At 68.1% G+C, this 20,456-nt stretch carries 17 protein-coding genes, 1 tRNA gene and 1 riboswitch; of the genes, 10 read left to right on the plus strand and 8 right to left on the minus strand.

Going from position 1 to position 20,456, the window contains the following annotated elements; genetic code table 11:
* The first annotated feature begins 4 nt into the window (after positions 1 to 4).
* Complete coding sequence (locus RHA1_RS04255; RefSeq protein WP_009473564.1) at positions 5 to 1,075, plus strand: quinone-dependent dihydroorotate dehydrogenase; 1,071 nt, start codon at positions 5 to 7, stop codon at positions 1,073 to 1,075.
* A 77-nt stretch (positions 1,076 to 1,152) separates the two neighbouring features.
* Here the strand turns inward: RHA1_RS04255 and RHA1_RS04260 are convergent, their stop codons facing one another.
* Positions 1,153 to 1,683 carry a YbhB/YbcL family Raf kinase inhibitor-like protein gene (locus tag RHA1_RS04260; RefSeq protein WP_009473565.1) on the minus strand — a complete coding sequence of 177 codons (531 nt, stop codon included), beginning with the start codon at positions 1,681 to 1,683 and terminating at the stop codon, positions 1,153 to 1,155.
* 34 nt (positions 1,684 to 1,717) lie between these two features.
* A complete protein-coding gene (locus tag RHA1_RS04265; RefSeq protein ID WP_011594108.1) occupies positions 1,718 to 3,070 on the minus strand; it encodes a M20/M25/M40 family metallo-hydrolase in 1,353 nt (450 codons plus the stop codon).
* Between the two features lie 111 nt (positions 3,071 to 3,181).
* Here RHA1_RS04265 and RHA1_RS04270 point away from each other — a divergent pair.
* From RHA1_RS04270 to RHA1_RS04310, 9 genes are all read left to right on the plus strand, one after another.
* Positions 3,182 to 3,267 (plus strand) — tRNA-Leu (locus tag RHA1_RS04270).
* A gap of 72 nt (positions 3,268 to 3,339) precedes the next feature.
* The gene (locus RHA1_RS04275; protein ID WP_009473567.1) at positions 3,340 to 4,794 is read left to right on the plus strand and encodes an SDR family NAD(P)-dependent oxidoreductase; all 1,455 of its coding nucleotides are present in this window, start codon (positions 3,340 to 3,342) and stop codon (positions 4,792 to 4,794) included.
* Positions 4,795 to 4,898: 104 nt separating this feature from the next.
* Complete coding sequence (locus tag RHA1_RS04280) at positions 4,899 to 5,315, plus strand: universal stress protein (protein WP_009473568.1); 417 nt, start codon at positions 4,899 to 4,901, stop codon at positions 5,313 to 5,315.
* A 77-nt stretch (positions 5,316 to 5,392) separates the two neighbouring features.
* Entirely contained in the window at positions 5,393 to 5,800 is a 408-nt protein-coding gene (locus RHA1_RS04285; RefSeq protein WP_011594109.1) for a DUF2784 domain-containing protein, read from the plus strand.
* A gap of 36 nt (positions 5,801 to 5,836) precedes the next feature.
* On the plus strand, positions 5,837 to 7,081 hold the full coding sequence (locus RHA1_RS04290; protein ID WP_011594110.1) for a saccharopine dehydrogenase family protein: 1,245 nt from the start codon (positions 5,837 to 5,839) through the stop codon (positions 7,079 to 7,081).
* 262 nt (positions 7,082 to 7,343) lie between these two features.
* Positions 7,344 to 8,309 (plus strand): sulfite exporter TauE/SafE family protein, encoded by a 966-nt coding sequence (locus RHA1_RS04295; RefSeq protein ID WP_011594111.1) that lies wholly within the window; start codon positions 7,344 to 7,346, stop codon positions 8,307 to 8,309.
* 122 nt (positions 8,310 to 8,431) lie between these two features.
* Entirely contained in the window at positions 8,432 to 10,615 is a 2,184-nt protein-coding gene (locus RHA1_RS04300; RefSeq protein WP_011594112.1) for a malate synthase G, read from the plus strand.
* A gap of 193 nt (positions 10,616 to 10,808) precedes the next feature.
* Positions 10,809 to 12,539: a substrate-binding domain-containing protein gene (locus RHA1_RS04305; RefSeq protein WP_237727002.1), complete on the plus strand. Its 1,731-nt coding sequence runs from the start codon at positions 10,809 to 10,811 to the stop codon at positions 12,537 to 12,539.
* The gene (locus tag RHA1_RS04310; protein WP_011594114.1) at positions 12,536 to 13,690 is read left to right on the plus strand and encodes a metallophosphoesterase; all 1,155 of its coding nucleotides are present in this window, start codon (positions 12,536 to 12,538) and stop codon (positions 13,688 to 13,690) included. The genes RHA1_RS04305 and RHA1_RS04310 overlap by 4 nt, the downstream gene beginning before the upstream one ends.
* Positions 13,691 to 13,732: 42 nt before the next feature.
* On the opposite strand, the gene gcvP is transcribed toward RHA1_RS04310, so the two are convergent.
* The 6 genes from gcvP to gcvH all read right to left on the minus strand — a co-directional run bounded on the left by gcvP (position 13,733) and on the right by gcvH (position 20,436).
* Positions 13,733 to 16,585 (minus strand): aminomethyl-transferring glycine dehydrogenase, encoded by a 2,853-nt coding sequence (gene gcvP, locus RHA1_RS04315; protein ID WP_011594115.1) that lies wholly within the window; start codon positions 16,583 to 16,585, stop codon positions 13,733 to 13,735.
* Positions 16,586 to 16,759: 174 nt separating this feature from the next.
* A riboswitch (glycine riboswitch) is annotated at positions 16,760 to 16,883 on the minus strand.
* Between the two features lie 69 nt (positions 16,884 to 16,952).
* A complete protein-coding gene (locus RHA1_RS04320) occupies positions 16,953 to 17,573 on the minus strand; it encodes a MerR family transcriptional regulator (protein WP_005243116.1) in 621 nt (206 codons plus the stop codon).
* A gap of 284 nt (positions 17,574 to 17,857) precedes the next feature.
* A complete protein-coding gene (locus tag RHA1_RS04325; protein ID WP_011594116.1) occupies positions 17,858 to 18,331 on the minus strand; it encodes a bifunctional nuclease family protein in 474 nt (157 codons plus the stop codon).
* Between the two features lie 142 nt (positions 18,332 to 18,473).
* A complete protein-coding gene (ftsR, locus tag RHA1_RS04330; RefSeq protein WP_009473578.1) occupies positions 18,474 to 19,214 on the minus strand; it encodes a transcriptional regulator FtsR in 741 nt (246 codons plus the stop codon).
* Entirely contained in the window at positions 19,211 to 19,711 is a 501-nt protein-coding gene (garA, locus tag RHA1_RS04335; protein ID WP_009473579.1) for a glycogen accumulation regulator GarA, read from the minus strand. The genes ftsR and garA overlap by 4 nt, the downstream gene beginning before the upstream one ends.
* A 320-nt stretch (positions 19,712 to 20,031) precedes the next feature.
* Positions 20,032 to 20,436 (minus strand): glycine cleavage system protein GcvH, encoded by a 405-nt coding sequence (gene gcvH, locus RHA1_RS04340; protein ID WP_005562897.1) that lies wholly within the window; start codon positions 20,434 to 20,436, stop codon positions 20,032 to 20,034.
* Between the last annotated feature and the right edge of the window lie 20 nt (positions 20,437 to 20,456).

A 20,456-nucleotide genomic window follows, 5' to 3' on the forward strand; every position in this document is an offset into this window, starting at 1 on the left:
CTCCTTGTACCACCTGCTGTTACGGGTGATGTTCCGCCTTCCTCCGGAGCGGATCCATCACCTGGCCTTCGCTGCGATGCGCCTGGTCACGCGGTTCTCGCCACTGCGTCAGCTCGTCGGCAAGGTCCTCGTCGTGGACGATCCGGTACTGCGGAACACCGTGTTCGGACTCGACTTCCCGGCGCCGCTCGGGCTCGCCGCCGGGTTCGACAAGGATGCGACCGGCGTCGACGCGTGGGGGCCCCTCGGCTTCGGGTTCGCCGAGGTGGGCACCGTCACCGCCCAGGCGCAGCCCGGCAACCCGGCGCCCCGCCTGTTCCGGCTGCCCGCGGACCGCGCCCTGATCAACCGGATGGGTTTCAACAATCACGGCGCAGGCAATGCCGCCAATCATCTCCGTCAGCGCCGGGCCGGTGTCCCGATCGGCGCGAACATCGGCAAGACCAAGATCGTCGACGCCGCCGACGCGCCGGCCGACTACACGGCGAGCGCGCAACTGCTCGGCCCGCTGGCCGATTTCATGGTGGTCAACGTCAGCTCCCCGAACACCCCGGGACTGCGGGACCTGCAGGCCGTCGAATCTCTCCGGCCTCTCCTGCGTGCCGTTCTCGACTGCGTGACCGTCCCGGTTCTCGTGAAGATCGCACCCGACCTGTCCGACGACGACGTCGACGCGGTCGCGGATCTCGCGCTCGAACTCGGCCTGGCGGGCATTGTCGCGACCAACACGACGATCCGCCGAGACGGGCTGAACACCCCGGACGCCGAGGTGTCGGCGATCGGCGCGGGCGGGTTGTCGGGACCTCCGGTCGCCGAACGATCCCTCGAGGTCCTCCGCCGCCTGCACGCGCGGGTGGGTGATCGTCTGGTGCTGATCTCCGTCGGCGGCATCGAGACCGTCGACCAGGCATGGGAACGGATCCTGGCCGGGGCGTCCCTCGTGCAGGGTTACACCGGATTCATCTACGGCGGGCCGTTCTGGGCGCGCCGCATCCACAAGGGGCTGGCCCGGAAGGTGCGCGAGGCCGGCTACTCCTCCGTCGCCGATGCGGTCGGCGCCGGCGCCGTTCGCTGACACGGACCGCACACAGACCGGTGGCCGGCGAATCCAGAGGATTCGCCGGCCACCCGTGTCTTTCCGGAGTTGCCGAGCTACTGCTCGTATGTCCCCTGGATCGTCGCGCGAGCGATCGCATGCGAGAACAGGTTGAAACCCAGGAATGCCGGTGTCGAATCGGCCGTGACCCCGTCGAGGGTCTCCACGTCGAGCGCGTGGACCGCGAAGATGTAGCGGTGCGGACCGTGCCCTTCCGGCGGGGCCGCGCCGAGGAAGCGACGCAATCCGGCGTCGTTCTTCAGCGTGATCGCACCGCTCGGGAGCCCGGTTCCGTCGTCGTCGCCTGCACCGCTCACCAGCGTGGTCGTGTCGGCCGGAATGTTGGCAACAGCCCAGTGCCAGAATCCGGACGCCGTCGGCGCGTCGGGGTCGTACACCGTCACCGCGAAGCTCTTGGTCTCGGCGGGGAACCCCGACCACGACAGCTGCGGTGAGTTGTCGTAGCCGCCGGCGCCGAAGATCCCGCTGACCTGCTCCTTGTTCAGCGGCTGCCCGTCGGTGACGTCGGTGGAGGTCAGCTCGAAACTCGGCAGGTCGGGAAGTGCCTCGTACGGGTCGTGTGACATGCGTTTCCTCTCTTGTCGCGTATCGGTTCTCGGATCAGCTGTGGAGCAGAAAATGTTCCAGCACGCGTGTACCGAACAGTAGTGCGTCGACCGGTACCCGTTCGTCGACACCGTGGAACAACGCGCTGAAATCCAGGTCGGCGGGCAGCTGCAGCGGAGCGAACCCGAAGCACCGGATGCCGAGCTTCGCGAACGCCTTGGCGTCGGTTCCACCCGACAGCATGTAGGGCACGGTCCGGGCACCGGGATCGTGCGCGAGGATCGCGTCGTTCATGGCGTCGACCAGATGCCCGTCGAAGGTCGTCTCGTAGGAATCGAGCTTCGTGATCCATTCACGCTGGACGTCCGGTCCGATGAGCTCGTCGACAGTCGCCTCGAACTCGGCCTGCCTGCCGGGCAGGATCCGGCAGTCGACGACGGCCTCCGCGGTCTGCGGGATGACGTTGGCCTTGTAGCCGGCCGAGAGCATGGTCGGGTTCGCGGTGTCGCGGAGGGTGGCGCCGATGATGTTGGCGATGGTGCCGAGTTTCGCGAGGGTGCCGTCGAGGTCGGGCGACTTCGGGTCGAAGTCGAGTCCGGTCTCCGCACCCGCCGCTTCGAGGAATTCGGCCACCGAATCGGAGATGACCAACGGGAAGGTGTGCGCACCCAGCCGGGCGACCGCCTGCGCCAGGATGGTGACGGCGTTGTCGGTGTGCAGGAACGAACCGTGCCCGGCCCGGCCCTTTGCCGTCAGCCGCATCCATCCGAGACCCTTCTCAGCGGTCTCGACGAGATAGAGCCTGCGGTCGGTGCCGTCCGGTCGCGGAACGGTCAGGGAGAAACCGCCGACCTCACCGACCGCTTCCGTCACACCCTCGAACAGATCGGGACGATTCTCGACGAGCCACTGGCAGCCGTACTTGCCACCGGCCTCCTCGTCGGCGACGAAGGCGAACACGAGGTCGCGGGGAGGAACGATTCCCTCGGCCTTGAACTGGCGGGCCACCGCCAGGATCATCCCGACCATGTCCTTCATATCGACGGCGCCGCGACCCCACACGTATCCGTCCTCGACGGCTCCGGAGAACGGGTGGACGCGCCAGTCGGCCGGCTCGGCGGGAACGACGTCGAGGTGGCCGTGCAGCATGAGGGCGCCACGGTCGGGGTTCGAGCCCTTCAGCCGCGCGAACACGTTGCCGCGGCCCGGCGCACCCGACTCCACGTACTCGGTCTCGTAACCCACTTCCTGCAGCTGGGCCGCCACCCACTCCGCACACTCGCGTTCGCCCTTCGTCGTGGCGAGCTCTCCGGTGTTGGACGTGTCGAAGCGGATCAATGAACTGACGAGATCCACGACTTCGGCTTCGGCGCGACCCTGGCCTGCGGTTTCCTGTGTAGTTGGCACTCCACTTTCCTACCACCGCAGCAGCGGAAACGCTCAGGTGAGAGGGGCGATTTGGGCCGTGGCGGTTCATCGGTTAATCTTTTGCAGCACCCAGGAAATGGGGGCAGGCAAGTCCGAGTGGCGGAATGGCAGACGCGCTAGCTTGAGGTGCTAGTGTCCTATTAACGGACGTGGGGGTTCAAGTCCCCCCTCGGACACTCTGAGTTGAGACAGACGAAAAGGCCCCGGTTCATCGAACCGGGGCCTTCTTCGTGAGAGGGCGAAGTTCGATGGGTGAAACAGCGACGACGATCGATCCGGCGGATCTCGAAATCTGCCTGAAGGTTCTCGATCAGGCGGCGGAACTCGACGACGCGGATCCCGATGCCGTCACGGTCCAGCGCGCCGTCGGTCACCTCTTCAAGAAGTTGAAGAAGCGCAGGCGGATCGCGGCCCGCGACGCCGTCTCCGAGGCCGACCGTCAGGTCGTCGCCGCGACCGCCACCGGTTCCCCCGATCGGATCGACGACGAGACCGCGGGCATCCCCCTCACGTCGAACGCCGACGGCGCATCCGCGGGCACCCTGATCCGGCCCCGCCCGTGCTACATCTGCAAGCAGCGGTACACCCGGGTCGACGCCTTCTACCACCAGCTGTGCCCCGACTGCGCGGCGAAGAGCCGTGCCAAGCGGGACGCGCGCGCCGACCTCACCGGACGCCGGGCGCTGCTGACCGGCGGTCGCGCCAAGATCGGCATGTACATCGCGCTGCGGTTGCTCCGCGACGGAGCCCACACGACGATCACGACACGCTTCCCCAACGACGCCATCCGCCGCTTCAAGGCGATGGAGGACAGCAGCGAGTGGATCCATCGGCTGCGCGTCGTCGGTATCGATCTGCGCGACCCGGCGCAGGTCGTCGCGCTGGCCGACTCCGTTGCCGCGCAGGGCCCGCTGGACATCCTGATCAACAACGCCGCACAGACGGTGCGACGTTCCCCCGGCGCCTACAGCGCGCTCGCCGATGCCGAGTCCGGCGCCCTTCCCTCCGGCGACCTGCCCGACGTCCTGACGTTCGGCAAGACGAGCGACGCCCACCCGGCGGCACTCGCCGGTTCGCTGTCCGACGTGTCCGCGATGGCGGGCGCCGCACTGTCCCCCGACGCGGTGAGCTCACTCGCACTGGTCGCGAAGTCGGCATCCCCCGATCGCATCGACCAGGGTCTGGCGATCGACGCCGGCGGACTCCTGCCCGACCTCGCGCACACGAACAGCTGGGTCCAGACGGTCGAGGAAGTCGACCCGATCGAGCTGCTCGAGGTGCAGTTGTGCAACTCGGTCGCCCCGTTCATCCTCGTGTCCCGACTGCGGCCCGCGATGGCGGCCGCAGGCGCCCGACGCAAGTACGTGGTGAACGTCTCCGCGATGGAGGGCCAGTTCAGCCGCGCCTACAAGGGTCCGGGGCACCCGCACACCAATATGGCGAAGGCCGCGCTGAACATGCTCACCCGCACCAGCGCCAAGGAGATGCTCGACGACGGCATCCTCATGACCGCAGTGGACACCGGATGGATCACCGACGAGCGGCCGCATTACACCAAGATGCGCCTGGCCGACGAGGGTTTCCACGCCCCCCTCGACCTCGTCGACGGCGCCGCCCGCGTCTACGACCCCATCGTCCAGGGCGAGCAGGGCGTCGATCTCCACGGGTGCTTCCTGAAGGACTACGAACCCTCACCCTGGTGATCGAGCACCGCTCGGGTCCGCCTACGAGAGCATCGACACAGCCGCAGCACTCTCCGGCACGGGGATAATAGGGTCGTACCGATACCTGCAAATGGAGGCGCTTCATGGCGATAGCCGTTGTCCACCGAGACAGCCCGGAAGGCCGGGCGGCCATCGTCCACGCCGCCCGCGAGGCTGTGCAACGACGGGAACAGCTGCTCGTCCTCCACGTCCTCGACGACGACCCCGGGCAGGACGCCGAGTCCGACCGGTCCGCCTTGCGCGCCGAGATCCAGGCGACGCTCGAGGGCGGCGGGGTCGGCGAGTCGTCGTGGGAACTGCGCACCAACGAACACGACGGCGATCAGGTGAGCGCACTGTGCGCGCTGGTGGACAGCAGCGGTGCGGATCTGCTCGTCGTGGGTACCCGGCGGATGTCCCCGATCGGCAAGTTCCTCCTGGAACGGTGGCTGCAGCGCCTCCTGCTCGAGGTCGACATTCCGATTCTGGTGGTCAAGGAAGACGTGCGCGGCACCGCCTGAGCCCGTTACCCGGCGGATCCGGCCGGGCGACGCCTACGATGGCGTAGGGGGGAACTTCGGATGTCAGGGGTGCATCGATGGGGAGCGTCTTCTACGAGGTCGTCGCCGACGCCACTGCCGTCGCGCACCTGATCTTCATCCTCTACGTCGTGTGCGGCGGGTTTCTCGCCTGGCACTGGCCGCGCACCATCGCCCTCCACGTCGCTGCGGTGGCCTGGGGATTCACCGGTCTCCTCGTCGGCATCGACTGTCCGCTGACGCATGTGGAGAGCTGGGCCCGGGTCCGCGCCGGGCAGGACCCACTCCCCTCGTCCGGGTTCATCTCCCACTACCTCACCGGGGTCGTCTACCCGGAATCCGCCGCGGGAGCGATCCAAACTCTCGTCGCGCTCGGCGTCGTCACCTCGTGGGTCGGCTACGTCGTCCTGCGACTCCGCACCCGGGTGCCCCTCGCACCCACCCATCCGGGCGGCACCGGAGCCTGAGCGCGTCCTTACCCTACCGCCGAGTAGGGTCGTGCCATGACAGACAGCGCACGTGAATTGGACCTCGTCGTGTACGGGGCCACCGGCTTCGTCGGCAAGCTTCTGGCCGACTATCTCGCACAGCACGCACCAGAAGGCGTGCGGATCGCGCTCGCGGGGCGCACAGCCGCCAAGCTCGAAGCGGTGCGGTCCTCGCTCGGACCTCGCGCGGCCGAGTGGCCCGTCATCGTCGCGAACTCCGACGACGCCGCGTCACTCGCAGCGTTGGCGGCACGCACCCGCGTGGTCGCGACGACGGTCGGGCCCTACGCCAAGTACGGTCACGCCCTCGCCTCGGTCTGCGCCGAGGCGGGCACCGACTACGTCGACCTCACCGGGGAGGTGTTGTTCGTCCGCGAGAGCATCGACGCCAACCACGAACGGGCCCGCGAGACCGGCGCCCGCATCGTCCATTCCTGTGGATTCGACTCCATTCCGTCCGATCTCGGGGTGCACGTCCTGCACGAGAAGGTCCAGGAGGACGGCGCCGGCGAACTCACCGACACCACGCTGGTGGTCACGTCCGTGCGGGGCGGCGTCAGCGGCGGCACGATCGATTCGCTGCGCACGCAGGTGGACGTATCGAAGAAGGATCCGGCGCTACGCCGTCTCGCGGCTTCGCCGTACTCCATGAGCCCCGACCGCTCGAAGGAACCGGACCTCGGCAAGCAATCCGACATGAGCGTGGTCAAGGGCGAGGACATCGCGCCCGGTCTGAAGGGGTGGAAGGCACCCTTCTTCATGGGCCCCTACAACACGCGCGTCGTGCGCCGCAGCAACGCGCTCCGCGACTGGGCCTACGGCCGGAAGTTCAAATACCGGGAGGTCATGAATGTCGGGAGCTCCCCGATCACACCGGTGATCGCGGGTGCGGTGGCCGCGGGCCTCGGCGGGATGATCGTCGGAATGGCCCTCCCGCCCACCCGGTACGTCCTCGACCGCGTTCTGCCCTCACCGGGCGACGGTCCCAGCGAGGAGGCGCAACGCAAGGGCCACTTCACCATGGACGTGTACACGACCACCAGCACGGGCGCGCGCTATACGTCGCGGGTGAAGGCGAAGGGCGACCCCGGATACAGCGCCACCGCGGTGATGCTCGGCGAATCCGCGTTGAGCCTCGCCCTCGGCGGCGATGCACTACCGGACGCCACCGGTGTCCTCACCCCCGCGACGGCACTGGGCGACGTCCTGGTGACACGGCTGCGCGACGCGGGCTTCGAGATCTCTGCACGCAAACTGTGAGCGGTTGGGCGCGTGTGAAGATGACACGCGCCCACCCCTCCCGCTAATGTCGACCCTTGTGCGCGGACAGCCGCGCACGCGACGAGAGACACGGGAGTCCGAGTGAACGGCACGAGCGCGCAGGCAGGCCCCGCGGCCTCGCTCGCCCTCATGCCCTTCTGGCCCTCCCGCCGAGGCCATGCCTTCGACCAGGGATGTTGCTGACCAGCCTGCTCGCTGGTCTTTGCTGCCCTGACGGTTCGCTCTCTCGGTCGGAGTCTCGATGTTCAAACTCTTGATTTTCACGCTGGTCGGCGTGGGTGCCCAGCTGGTCGACGGCGCTCTCGGCATGGCCTTCGGCGTGACTGCGACCACCCTGCTCGTGTTCAGCGGCGTCGGACCGGCACACGCCAGCGCAGCAGTGCATTTCGCCGAGGTCGGCACCACACTCGCCTCCGGCGCGTCGCACTGGCGGTTCCGCAACATCGACTGGTCCCTCGTCCTGCGCCTCGGCGTCCCCGGCGCCGCCGGCGCGTTCCTCGGTGCGACGGTGCTGTCCCAGTTGTCGACGGCCGCCGCCGTTCCCGTGACGTCGACGATCCTGCTGGCGATCGGTATCTACGTCCTCCTCCGCTTCTCCATCCGTCCTCCCGCCGTCAACGACGCCCGGACGTCGCCGCACACGGCGAAGTTCCTGTCACCGCTCGGACTGTTCGGTGGATTCATCGACGCGAGCGGCGGCGGCGGCTGGGGGCCGATCACCACCAGCACGCTGCTCTCGCGCGGCAAGACCGCACCGCGCACCGTCATCGGTTCGGTCAGCGCGTCGGAGTTCCTGGTGTCCGCCGCGGCCAGCATCGGTTTCATCTTCGGTCTCGGCAGCGACTTCTTCGACAACATCCCCATCATCGCGGGGCTGGCCCTCGGCGGCATCATCGCCGCCCCGCTCGCCGCGTGGCTCGTCAGCCGGGTGCCCGCGACCCTTCTGGGTACCGGTGTCGGCGGCATCATCATCATCACCAACGCGCAGAAGCTGTTCAAGACGTTCGAGGTGACCGGCGTCGCCGCGACCCTGGGGTACCTCGCTCTCGTCGCGGTGTGGGCCGGACTGCTGGTCGTCGCCTGGCGCCGCTCGCGTCTCAGCGCGGCAGAGGCCGCGGGCGATCTGCACCGGATCGACTCCGAGAACGACACGCCGATCGAGTCGGAAGCCCCGTCGCTGGAGCCGTCCACCGGCGAGAAGGCCTGACCTCACCTCCCACCCTCCCCTCCGCAGGACATCTGCCACACCGCATCCTTACCAGCGGGTAACATTGGTTGCGGTTCGTGGCACCCGTCCGGTGCTCCAAGTGCGGAACAGTGAGGCATTTCATGACTGAGCGTGTTGAGGTCGGCGGTCTGCAGGTCGCGAAGGTGCTCTACGACTTCGTGAACGAGGAGGCGCTGCCCGGGACCGGGGTGGACGCCGACGGGTTCTGGTCGGGTGCGGCCACGGTGATCGACGAGCTGGCGCCGAAGAACAAGGCCCTGCTGTCCACCCGCGACGACCTGCAGGCCCGGATCGACGGCTGGCACCGCGACCGGGCCGGGACCGCGATCGACCCGGCCGAGTACAAGGCGTTCCTGACCGAGATCGGGTACCTGGTGCCCGAACCGGCCCCCTTCGAGGTGTCCACGGCGAACGTGGACACCGAGATCACCGCCACCGCCGGCCCGCAGCTGGTGGTCCCGGTCCTCAACGCCCGCTTCGCCCTGAACGCCTCCAACGCCCGGTGGGGGTCGCTGTACGACGCCCTGTACGGCACCAACGCCATCCCCGACGACGGCGGCGCGGAGGCGGGCGCCACCTACAACAAGGTCCGCGGCGACCGGGTCATCGCCTGGGCCCGCACCTTCCTCGACACCGCCGCCCCCCTCGCGCAGGGGTCGCACGCCGACGCCGCCCGCTACACCGTCGACGGCACCGCGCTGACCGTGCAGCTCGCCGACGGCACCGTCACCGGGCTGGCGGAGCCGGGTAAGTTCGTCGGCTACCTCGGCGACCCGGCCGCCCCGACCAGTGTGCTGCTGCGCAATCACGGGTTGCACGCGGAAATCCAGATCGACCCCACCTCCCCGATCGGGTCCACCGACACCGCCGGGGTCAAGGACGTGGTGCTCGAGTCCGCGGTCACCACCATCATGGACTTCGAGGACTCCGTCGCCGCCGTCGACGCCGACGACAAGGTGATCGGCTACCGCAACTGGCTGGGCCTCAACCGCGGCGACCTGACCGAGGAGATGACCAAGGGCGGCACCGCGTTCACCCGCCGCCTCAACCCGGACCGCACCTACACCGCCCCGGACGGGTCCGAGCTCACCCTGCACGGGCGGTCGCTGCTGTTCGTCCGCAACGTCGGGCACCTGATGACCACCCCGGCGATCCTGCACGGCGACGGCACCGAAATCCCCGAGGGCATCCTCGACGCCCTGATCACCTCCCTGTGCGCCGTCCACGGACTCAGCACGGGCGAGGCGACGGGGCCGTTGGTCAACTCCCGCACCGGGTCGATCTACATCGTCAAACCCAAGCAGCACGGCCCCGACGAGGTCGCGTTCACCACCGAACTGTTCGGCCGCGTCGAGCAGGTCCTCGGGCTGCCCGCCAACACCCTCAAGGTCGGCATCATGGACGAGGAACGCCGCACCACCGTCAACCTCGCCGCCTGCATCAACGAAGCCCGGGAGCGGGTGGTGTTCATCAACACCGGGTTCCTCGACCGCACCGGCGACGAGATCCACACCTCGATGGAGGCCGGGCCGATGATCCGCAAGGCCGAGATGAAGAAGCAGACCTGGATCACCGCCTACGAGGACTGGAACGTCGACACCGGACTCGCCTGCGGGCTGCAGGGGCGGGCGCAGATCGGCAAGGGCATGTGGGCGATGACCGAGCTGATGGCCGAGATGCTCGACCAGAAGATCGGCCACCCCAAGGCCGGCGCGAACACCGCATGGGTGCCGTCCCCGACCGGGGCCACCCTGCACGCCACCCACTACCACCAGGTCGACGTCGTCGCCGTCCAAAACCAGCTGAAGGGCACCCGGCGGGCCACCCTCGACGAGATCCTCACCATCCCCCTCGCCCCCAGCACCGACTGGTCCGACGCCGAGAAACAGGAAGAACTCGACAACAACTGCCAGTCCATCCTCGGCTACGTGGTCCGCTGGATCGACGCCGGCGTCGGCTGCTCCAAGGTCCCCGACATCCACGACGTCGCCCTGATGGAAGACCGCGCCACCCTCCGCATCTCCTCCCAGCTGCTGGCGAACTGGATCCGGCACGGCGTGGTCACCGCCGACCAGGTCGTGCAGTCACTGCAACGGATGGCCCCGATCGTGGACCGGCAGAACCAGAACGACCCCACCTACCGGCCCCTGGCCCCGGACTTCGACACCAACATCGCCTTCCAGGCCGCGAAGGAACTCATCCTCGACGGCACCACCCAACCCTCCGGCTACACCGAACCGATCCTGCACCGCCGCCGCCGCGAATACAAAGCAGCCAACGCCTGACCGGTAGTTTCCCCACGTGAGTGGCGAAGCGTCCCGCGGGACGCTTCGCCACTCACGTGTCAGGCCGGGGTGATCCTGCGCATCACTACACTGCGAGGGTCAACGTCGAACTCGTCGGACAGGGGCTGGATAGCACGTGGGGCAGCATCGCGGCGAATCGCGCGCCAGGGGTATCAGCAGGGGGCCTTTGATCGTGCTCGGTCTCGTCGTCGTGATCGCGGCGGGTGTGGTGGGCTGGTTCCAGTTGCGTGACCGGATTACCGATCAGGGCGTGGCTGCCGCGGGCGCCTGCGTCGAAGGCGAATCCGTGCTCGCGGTCGCGGCGGATCCGGACATCGCACCCCAGCTCCAGACTCTCGCCGACCATTTCACGGAGACTGCTCCGGTGATCCGCGATCAGTGCGTGTCGGTGACGGTCACTGCCGTCGCGTCCGACACCGTGCGCGACGCCTTGTCCGCGGGGCCGGACGGCCCGTGGGACGCAGCGGCACTCGGGCCTCGCCCCGCTCTGTGGATTCCGTCGAGCTCGCATTCCGTCAAGCAGCTGTCGGCGACCGGCGTCATCAGCGGCGAAGCGCGTCCCGTGGCGACCAGTCCCGTCGTGCTCGCGGTCCGGACGGCGTTCGCGAACGCGCCGGGCACACCGGCGATCGACTGGAAGGACTTGCCGTCGCTGCAGACCGGCCGCGACTCCCTCGCGACTCTCGGCCTGCCGGGCTGGGGCAGCCTGGGCATGGCGCTCCCCGTCGGCCCCGGCGCCGAGAGCACGGAGACGGCAGTCGAAGCGGTCGCAGCCGCGGTCACGGGAAGCCCCACGGGTCCGGTGACGGAGGAGCAGGCTCGTTCCGCTCCCGTCACGTCGGCACTCACCGGTCTGGCGCTCGGCTACGAGGCGTCGTCGGGGACGAAGCCCGCGACGACGCGGGAGGCGCTCACCGCGCTGGCCGAGCAGGGCGATCCTGCCACCTCCGGCATCCACGCGGTTGCGGCCACCGAACAGCAGGTCTACCAGGCCCTGCGCGACGCACCCGGAGCAGACATCACCGCATCGATGCCGAAAGGCCCGACACCCGTGGCAGATCACCCGGCGGCCGTCCTCGCGGGCCCGTCCGTCGACGAGACGCAGAGCCGCGCCGCCGCACAGTTCGCGGAGTTCGTCCGTCGACCCGAACAGGCGCAGGACTTGGCCGACGCCGGGTTCCGGGTCGAGGGACTGGCCCGGCCCGACGACACCGCGCTGGCCTTTCCCGGTTTCGAATCCACCCTCGTTCCCGCGGACGCGGCCGCTGCGGCCGAGCTGATGCAGGTGATCCGGAATCCGATCACCCCCCGCACCTCCACCGTCCTGCTCGACGTTTCCAGCTCGATGGGAGAGCGCGAGGGGACGGCGACGCGCCTGGCGAACACGACGGCAGCGCTCGCAGCCCACGTGGACCGTTCTCCGGACTCGTCGAACCTCGGGCTGTGGGAGTACAGCACGACGCTCGACGGGTCGCGGCCGTACACGACCGTGGTCGCGACCGGCCCCCTATCGGCGGGCGGTTTCACGGAGGGCACCCGCAGGCAGGCACTCGACGCCCGGCTCGCCGAGGCGACACCCGCTACCGGGTCCTCGACGTACACGTCGCTCGAAGCGGCGTACAAGAGCGCGGTCGACGGATACTCGCCGGGCCGGACCAACTCGGTGCTGCTCGTCACCGACGGCGCCAACGACGACTCCGTTGCGCGCGCGGATCTGCTGTCCGCTATCGCGGCGGCCTCGAGCACGTCGAAGCCGGTGCGCATCGACGTCGTGACGATCGGCGAGAACTCCGACCTCAACACGTTGCAGGCGTTGGCCGATCGCACCGGCGGGTCGCTGGAGAAGGTCGCGTCCTCGGACGGCGCGGCACTGCCGACCGCGATCAGTAAGCTGCTGTCGTGACGAGGCTCCTGGTCTTCGCGGTCTTCCTCGCACTCGTCACGTGGTGGCTCCATCGGCGACTCGTGCGGGCCACCGGGCTGGGCCGGCCCTGGTCGGTGGCCGTCGACGTGACCCTCGTGGTCCTGTGGGTTCTCGCGGTCATCGGCGTCGGCAGCGGCGAAGCCTTCGATCCGGGATGGGCGCGTCCCCCGGGGTGGGTGGGCTGGGTGTGGCTCGGCGCGATGTTCTATCTGGTGCTCGGGCTTCTCCTGGTCGCGTTGGTGTCGCTGCTGACGCGGCTGTTCGGCCGCCTGCGCGGCACCGGGAACGACGAACAGGTCGATCTGTCGCGACGGCGAAGCCTGCGCATCGCCACCACCGTCGTCGTGGTGGGTGCCGTCGGCGCCGCCGGTTACGGGGTGTCGGAGGCCGCGCGGCCTCGGATCGTGCGGGTTCGGGTGCCGCTGAAGCGTCTGCCCGCCGAGTTCGACGGTGTGCGTGTGGCGCTCGTGTCCGACCTTCACGTCGGCCCGGCGCGAGGAGTGGATTTCACCCGGCGGGTCGTCGACCTGGTGAACGCGGAGCAGCCGGATCTCGTCGCGATCGCGGGCGATCTGGTCGACGGGACCGTCGCCAAGGTGTCGCCCGATCTGCAACCGCTCGGCGACCTCGAGGCCCCGCTCGGAGTGTTCGGTGTCAGCGGCAATCACGAGTTCTACGCCGACGACGGTGGCCGGTGGCTGGACGTGTGGGACCGGCTGGGCATCCGGACGCTACGCAACGAGCGCGCGACGATCACCCGGGGCGGCGCCACCCTCGACATCGCGGGCATCCACGACTATTCCTCGCCGACCCCGTACGAACCCGATCTTCCGGCCGCGCTCGCCGGACGCGACCCGTCGACGTTCGTCGTGCTGCTCGCGCACGAACCGCGGCAGGCACTCGAAGCGTCCGACCTCGGTGTCGACCTGCAACTGTCGGGGCACACGCACGGTGGGCAGATGTGGCCGCTGCGTTATCTGGTGCCGCTGCAGCAGCCGTCGGTGACGGGACTGGACCGCATCGGGAACACCGTCCTCTACACGACCCGCGGTGTGGGCACGTGGGGTCCGCCCGTGCGGGTGGGCGCCCCACCGGAGATCACGATCCTGGAGCTGGTGCGCGAGGACTGAGCGAGCGATGCCCGCCCCGCGTGAGCGGGACGGGCATCTGTGTCAGGCGCCTTCGAATGCGGAGATCGGCGGGCAGGAGCACACGAGGTTGCGGTCGCCGTGTGCACCGTCGATGCGCCGCACCGCCGGCCACACCTTCGGCCGTGCCTTGCCCCGGGGGAACACCGCCGTCTCACGGGTGTAGGGGTGGTTCCACTCCGCGACGAGGCAACCGGACGTGTGCGGGGCACCGCGCAGCGGGTTGTCGTCCACCGGCCACTCCCCCGCGCCCACGCGGTCGATCTCGGCGCGGATCGCGATCATCGCCTCGCAGAAGGCGTCGATCTCTTCGAGGTTCTCGCTCTCGGTGGGCTCCACCATGAGGGTGCCCGCCACCGGGAAGCTCATCGTCGGTGCGTGGAATCCGTAGTCGGCGAGGCGCTTTGCGACGTCGTCGACGGTCACACCGGTGTCCTTGGTGATCGGCCGGAGGTCGAGGATGCACTCGTGGGCCACCATTCCGCCCTCGCCGGTGTAGAGGACGGGGAAGTACTCGTCCAGGCGGCGCGCGATGTAGTTGGCCGAGGCGATGGCGGTCAGGCTTGCGCGGCGCAGCCCGACGGCGCCCATCATCCGGATGTACGCCCACGTGATCGGGAGGATCGACGCACTGCCGTAGGGGGCCGCGGAGATCGGTCCGGCCGTGCCGAGTTCCGGTGCGAGCGGATGCCCGGGCAGGAACGGCGTGAGGTGGGACCGCACACCGATCGGACCGACGCCGGGGCCACCGCCACCGTGCGGGATGCAGAACGTCTTGTGCAGGTTGAGGTGGCTCACGTCGCCGCCGAACCGGCCGGGACGGGCCAGGCCGACAAGGGCGTTGAGGTTGGCGCCGTCGACGTACACCTGGCCGCCGGCGTCGTGGACGGCGGCGCAGATGTCGGCGATCTCGTGCTCGTACACACCGTGTGTGGACGGGTAGGTGATCATGATCGCCGCGAGGCGCTCGGCATGGTCGGCGATCTTCGCGCGCAGATCGTCCAGGTCCACGTCACCGTTGGGGCGGCACGCCACGACCTCGACGCGCATCCCGGCCATGACCGCGGATGCGGCGTTGGTGCCGTGGGCGCTCGACGGGATGAGGCAGGTGTCGCGGTGGTCGTCTCCGCGGCTGAGGTGGTAGTTGCGGATCGCGAGCAGCCCCGCGTACTCGCCCTGGCTACCGGCATTCGGCTGCAGGCTGACTGCGTCGTAGCCGGTGACGGCCACGAGCCAGTTCTCGAGGTCCTTGATGATGCGGAGAATTCCCGGTGTGTCCCCGGTCGGCGCGAACGGGTGCAGTCCGGCGAACGCGGGCCAGGTGATCGCTTCCATCTCGGCGGTGGCATTGAGCTTCATCGTGCAGGAACCGAGTGGGATCATGCTTCGGTCGAGTGCGATGTCCTTGTCGGACAACGCCCGCAGGTAGCGCAGCATCGCCGTCTCGGTGCGATACCGGGTGAAGGCCTCGTGCTGCAGGTAGTCGGATCCGCGGAGCTGCGCGTCGGGGACGGACGTGCCCACCTCCTCGGTCACGGCGCCTTCGCCGCCGAACGCCGCCAGAACCTGGGTGACGTCGTCGGCGGTGGTGGCCTCGTCGCACGCGATGGCGACGTGATCGGCGTCGACGAGCCGCAGGTTGATGCCGGCGTCCTTCGCCTTCGCCACCACGTCCGCGGCTCGGCCGTCCACTCGAACGAGGATCGTGTCGAAGTAGTGTTCGTGGACGACGACGGCCCCGGTCTTGCGGAGCGCGGCGGCCAGCGAGTGCGCCGTGTTCGCCACGCGCAGGGCGATCGCCTTCAAGCCCTCGGCGCCGTGGTAGCTGGCGTACATGGCCGCCAGAATCGCCAGCAACACCTGAGCGGTGCAGATGTTCGACGTCGCCTTCTCGCGGCGAATGTGCTGCTCGCGGGTCTGCAGCGCCAGCCGGTACGCCTTGTCGCCGTCGGCGTCGACGGAGACGCCCACCAGACGGCCGGGGAGTTGACGTGCGTGCTTGGTGTGCACGGCGAGGTAGCCGGCGTGCGGGCCACCGAAGCCCATGGGGACACCGAACCGCTGGGTGGTGCCGAAGCAGGCGTCGGCCCCGATCTCGCCGGGCGGGGTGAGGAGGGTGAGTGCCAGCAGATCCGCCCCGACCGCGACCAGTGCGCCGCGCTCGTGGGCGGCGGCGATCACGTCGGTGTAGTCGACGATACGGCCGGACCCGCCGGGCATCTGGGCGAGGACGCCGAAGAAGTCACCGTCCGGAAGGCCGACGGACAGGTCGGCCACGACGATCTCGATGCCGAGCGGCTCGGCCCGGGTCTCGACGACGGCCAGCGTCTGCGGGAACAGGTCGGCGTCGACGACGAACCGCGGGGACTTGCTCTTGCTCGCCCGGCGCAACAGCGTCATCGCCTCGGCGGCGGCGGTGGCCTCATCGAGCATCGACGAGTTGGCGACCTCCATGCCGGTCAGGTCGGCGACCATCGTCTGGAAGTTGAGGAGCGCTTCGAGCCGGCCCTGGCTGATCTCGGGCTGGTACGGCGTGTAGGCCGTGTACCAGGCCGGGTTCTCGATGATGTTCCGGATCAGGACCGGCGGGGTGAGGGTGTCGTAGTAGCCGAGACCGATCATGGACGTCGCCACGGTGTTCTGCGCGGCGAGTGTGGACAGTTCGGCGAGCGCTTCGTGCTCGGACACCGGCGCGGGCAGTGCGTCGAGGCCGTCGGCGATGCCGGCCGTGACCCCGTCCAGGATGACGGCGGGGACGGCCTTCGACGCGAGGTCGTCGAGCGAATCGGCTCCGACCAGTTCGAGAATGTGCGCGAGTTCCGCAGCGTTCGGGCCGACATGACGATCGGCGAATGTACGGCTTCCAGCGTCGATCACGACAACTCCCAAGCAGTTCGCAGGATCAGGACACGCCCCGCGTAGCGGAACGTCCCTCCCCCTCTGTCGCCTGCTCGAGTCGAGCGCCTGAGAGATTCGGTACCGTCGTTCGCGGTTGAAGACGGCCCTTTCCCCGTGGGCGGGTGGGTGCTCCCACCGCTTTCCAGAGACGTCGGAGCCCGCACGGTCCTGTCTGCCTGAGAGATTGACGGGGAGGTGTTGCTCCTTCGGCGCCCGAACTCCTGCACACACGATGTTTCTGTGCTTGCAGTGCCCGGAACTCTCCCGCACGGCGTCGACGCACCGCCAGTCTATGTCACGGCTACGGATGGCGGCGCAGGCAGCGCCGCGCTCCGATGGAGGCGGGCTAGCCCGTCTTGCGGCTCGCGCGGTTCTTGCGCCGCGACGCCAGTTCGTCCTCGGGGCTCTGCTCGCTCGCGCCGCCATCGGCGCGCTCGGCCGGGAAATCGGCGATGGTGCCGGTCAGTTCGCGCATCGCACCGCTCACCGCGATACCGAAGACGCCCTGCCCGCCCTGGAGCAGATCGACGACCTCTTCGGGGGACGTGCACTCGTAGACCGTGGTCCCGTCCGAGAATAGTGTGATCTTCGCCAAGTCCCGCACTCCGCGCTTACGGAGGTGGTCGACGGCCACGCGGATGTTCTGCAAGGATATTCCGGTGTCGAGCAGACGCTTGACGATCTTGAGGACGAGGATGTCTTTGAACGAGTACAGCCGTTGGCTGCCCGAACCTGCTGCGCCACGAATGGACGGCACGACGAGCGAAGTGCGAGCCCAGTAATCGAGCTGGCGGTAGGTGATTCCCGCGATCTGGCAGGCGATGGGGACGCGGTATCCGACGAGGTCGTCGGGCACGGAATCGTCCGGGAAGAGGCCCGGTTGGATCTCCTCGGAGCTGAATTCGGACTCGGCAACGTTGTCGCCGGGCGCAAGATTCAGCGCATTCTCCTGCGGCCGATCTCCCACTGACTACTCCCTCTCGCATGTTGCACTGAACCCGACGATCAGTGCGCCTGTGACGCGCGTCGCCAGTGCCCGCGGCACAGCCACAGCACATCGAGCGGCGCAAGCGCCACCAGTGACATCGAGCAAGCCCGTACCCTGAACCTACTCAGCGTACGCCCGATAGAATCTGCAGGGCAGAAAATCACTGCACTGAACGCTATGACTCCGAAGAGACGGGGTCAACGCAACGCGCCGGAGGAACCTCAACCGTTACTCCGCGCCCGAGGCTTTTCCGAGGGTGCAACCTAGCCGTCGGTGGCCTTGAAATCGTCCGGCGACACGGACTCGAGGAATTCCTTGAACTTCTCGACCTCGTCCTCGCGCTCGTCGGGCATGACCAGACCGGCCTCCGTGAGCACCGATTCCTCGGCGAAGATCGGCACCCCGATCCGCAGTGCGATGGCGATGGAGTCGGACGGGCGGGCCGAGACGCGGGTGTTCTGGTCGAACACGAGGTCGGCATAGAACGTGCCCTCGCGCAGGTCGACGATGCGAACTTCCTTCAAGGTGCGACCGAAGGCTTCGATCAGGTTCTTGATGAGATCGTGGGTCAGCGGACGCGCCGGCTCGACGCCCTGCTGTTCGAGTGCGATCGCGGTGGCCTCGGTCTGGCCGATCCAGATGGGCAGGTACCGCTCGCCGTCGGTTTCACGCAACAGCAGAACAGGTTGACTTTGGGGTTGCTCGACACGAACTCCGATCACGTGCATTTCGCTCATCGCGTCTGCCTCCACCCTGCAATGGTCCGTCCGCGGCACACAATGCCGTACCAGGATTCTATTCGATTCGTGTCTGCTCTTCGACCGTACAGCCGTTCGAGCGCAGCGTCGTTGGGAAGTGGGGACGGTCGGCGAGTTCACCTCACCGATCGAGCGCACCCCGGACTGCCGACTTCACCAGGCAGGTGTGCAACGTCAGAGACAAGGCGGCCAGTTCGCGCACCATCTCCTCGGCGCGATCACGTGCGCCGGCGTCGCGGCCCTTGGCGACGGGCCCGGCGATCTGCGCGACCAGCCCGGCCTCGCGGTCGGCCGCCAGCTTGAACGCCCTCAGGTGCCGCACTTCGAGTCCGAACTCGGACATCGCCCTCGCGGTGCGCGCCAGTGTCACCGCGTCTTCGTCGAAGAACCCTGCCGGCCCGGGAACGACCAGGCCTCCGCGGGTCAGTTCGCCGAGGAACTTGTCGTCGATCCCCGCCCGGGCGATCAGATCGTCGCGGCTGATCCGCACCTCGCGGTCGGTGAGGAACTCCTCCGGGGACACCTCGCCCGGGGCCACCGTGAGCGTGCGCGGCCGGCGCGGCGAAGAATCGCCTGCGCCGACCGTGGCCACACCTCTGTCGATGGCCTCGAGCTGCTCCTTGATGACCTTCAGCGGCAGATACTGATCCCGCTGCGCAGTGAGGACATAGCGCAGACGTTCACAGTCGGCGATCGAGAATCGCCGATACCCCGACGGAGTGCGCTGGGGGCTGATGAGACCCTCGGCTTCGAGGAATCGGATCTTCGAGATCGTCACATCAGGAAAATCGGGGCGGAGTCGATCCAGCACGGAGCCGATCGACATCCCCGATTGCGCCTGCTGCTGCCGCACCGCGGTCATTGGCTACCCGCACCAGCTGACGTCTCACCGATCTGCGAGCCACCGGCAGTGGTCCGGGGTCCGGTCAGAAAGACCAGTCGGAACTTGCCGATCTGGACCTCGTCACCGTTCGCCAGGACGGCCGAGTCGACCGGTTCCCGGTTGACGTAGGTGCCGTTGAGGCTGCCGACGTCGACCACCTGGAACTCGTCGTCCTCCTGACGGAACTCCGCATGACGACGGCTGACGGTCACGTCGTCGAGGAAGATGTCGCTGTCGGGATGCCGTCCCGCGGACGTCGTCGGCTGGTCGAGCAGGAAGCGCGACCCTGCGTTCGGTCCACGCTTGACGACGAGCAGAGCAGAGCCCGCGGGCAGTCCCTCCACACCCGACACCGGAGCTTCCGGAGCCTGGGTTGCCGAGGAGTTGTCGAGCTCATTGAGAAAGTCCGCGCGGAAGACCGACGTGGTTTCCGCCGGCGTCTCCCCATAGACCGCGTCGTTGCCGTTCTCGCTCACCGTTTCTCCTCCTAGTTCGATCATCCAGCAAGATTCGCTGGACTACGCAATGCCACTCGGTACTACATAATTCGGTTCCCGTGCACATTAACTTCTGTGCAAACTCCCACGATCACATTCAAACTACGGACCTGCGCCCCGACACGGCACATGCGTTCAACATCGACCGTACCCTGCGCACGCCGGTGCGTGTAGTGAGACAGGCCGCCAGCACATTACGAACCGGTATTCCGACAGCGGATTTTTCCGGCAACCCGGTTTTCCGGGCTGTCGGCACCTTCCGAACTTATCCGATTACCGCTTCGCGTGTTCTCGGGAAATTATCCTGCCGTGATGTCTGCATAGCCGGCGGCGTCCAGCATTTCGGCCAGTGCCGCGTCGAGGGTCGCCTCGTCGTCGACACCGAGGTCCACCAGCCACCCCTGCCCGTAGGGCGCGGAGTTCACAAGTTCCGGGTTGCCGTCCAGATCGGCATTGGCGGCAACGACTTTCGCCGTCAGCGGGGCGAAGATGTCGGAGACGCTCTTGGTGGATTCCACCTCGCCGAACGATTCGCCCGCCGTCACGGCCTCGTCGACCGCCGGAAGCTGGACGAACACGACGTCGCCGAGCTGGGACTGCGCGAAATCGGTGATGCCGACGCGTACCGTCGTGGGCCCCGTCCGCTCGACCCACTCGTGTTCGGCGGTGTACCGACGATCGGCGGGGATTTCGAGCTCACTCACAGTGGCTTCCTTTCGATGGC

This window comes from Rhodococcus jostii RHA1, from assembly GCF_000014565.1.
Lineage (GTDB): Bacteria > Actinomycetota > Actinomycetes > Mycobacteriales > Mycobacteriaceae > Rhodococcus_F > Rhodococcus_F jostii_A.

What these genes read in the sequence shown, in the direction of transcription:
- RHA1_RS04260 (WP_009473565.1), bottom strand. Translation starts at nt 1,683, where the DNA reads ATGTCACACGACCCGTACGAGGCACTTCCCGACCTGCCGAGTTTCGAG.
- RHA1_RS04275 (WP_009473567.1), top strand. Translation starts at nt 3,340, where the DNA reads ATGGGTGAAACAGCGACGACGATCGATCCGGCGGATCTCGAAATCTGC.
- RHA1_RS04280 (WP_009473568.1), top strand. Translation starts at nt 4,899, where the DNA reads ATGGCGATAGCCGTTGTCCACCGAGACAGCCCGGAAGGCCGGGCGGCC.
- RHA1_RS04285 (WP_011594109.1), top strand. Translation starts at nt 5,393, where the DNA reads ATGGGGAGCGTCTTCTACGAGGTCGTCGCCGACGCCACTGCCGTCGCG.
- RHA1_RS04290 (WP_011594110.1), top strand. Translation starts at nt 5,837, where the DNA reads ATGACAGACAGCGCACGTGAATTGGACCTCGTCGTGTACGGGGCCACC.
- RHA1_RS04295 (WP_011594111.1), top strand. Translation starts at nt 7,344, where the DNA reads ATGTTCAAACTCTTGATTTTCACGCTGGTCGGCGTGGGTGCCCAGCTG.
- RHA1_RS04300 (WP_011594112.1), top strand. Translation starts at nt 8,432, where the DNA reads ATGACTGAGCGTGTTGAGGTCGGCGGTCTGCAGGTCGCGAAGGTGCTC.
- RHA1_RS04325 (WP_011594116.1), bottom strand. Translation starts at nt 18,331, where the DNA reads ATGAGCGAAATGCACGTGATCGGAGTTCGTGTCGAGCAACCCCAAAGT.
- ftsR (WP_009473578.1), bottom strand. Translation starts at nt 19,214, where the DNA reads ATGACCGCGGTGCGGCAGCAGCAGGCGCAATCGGGGATGTCGATCGGC.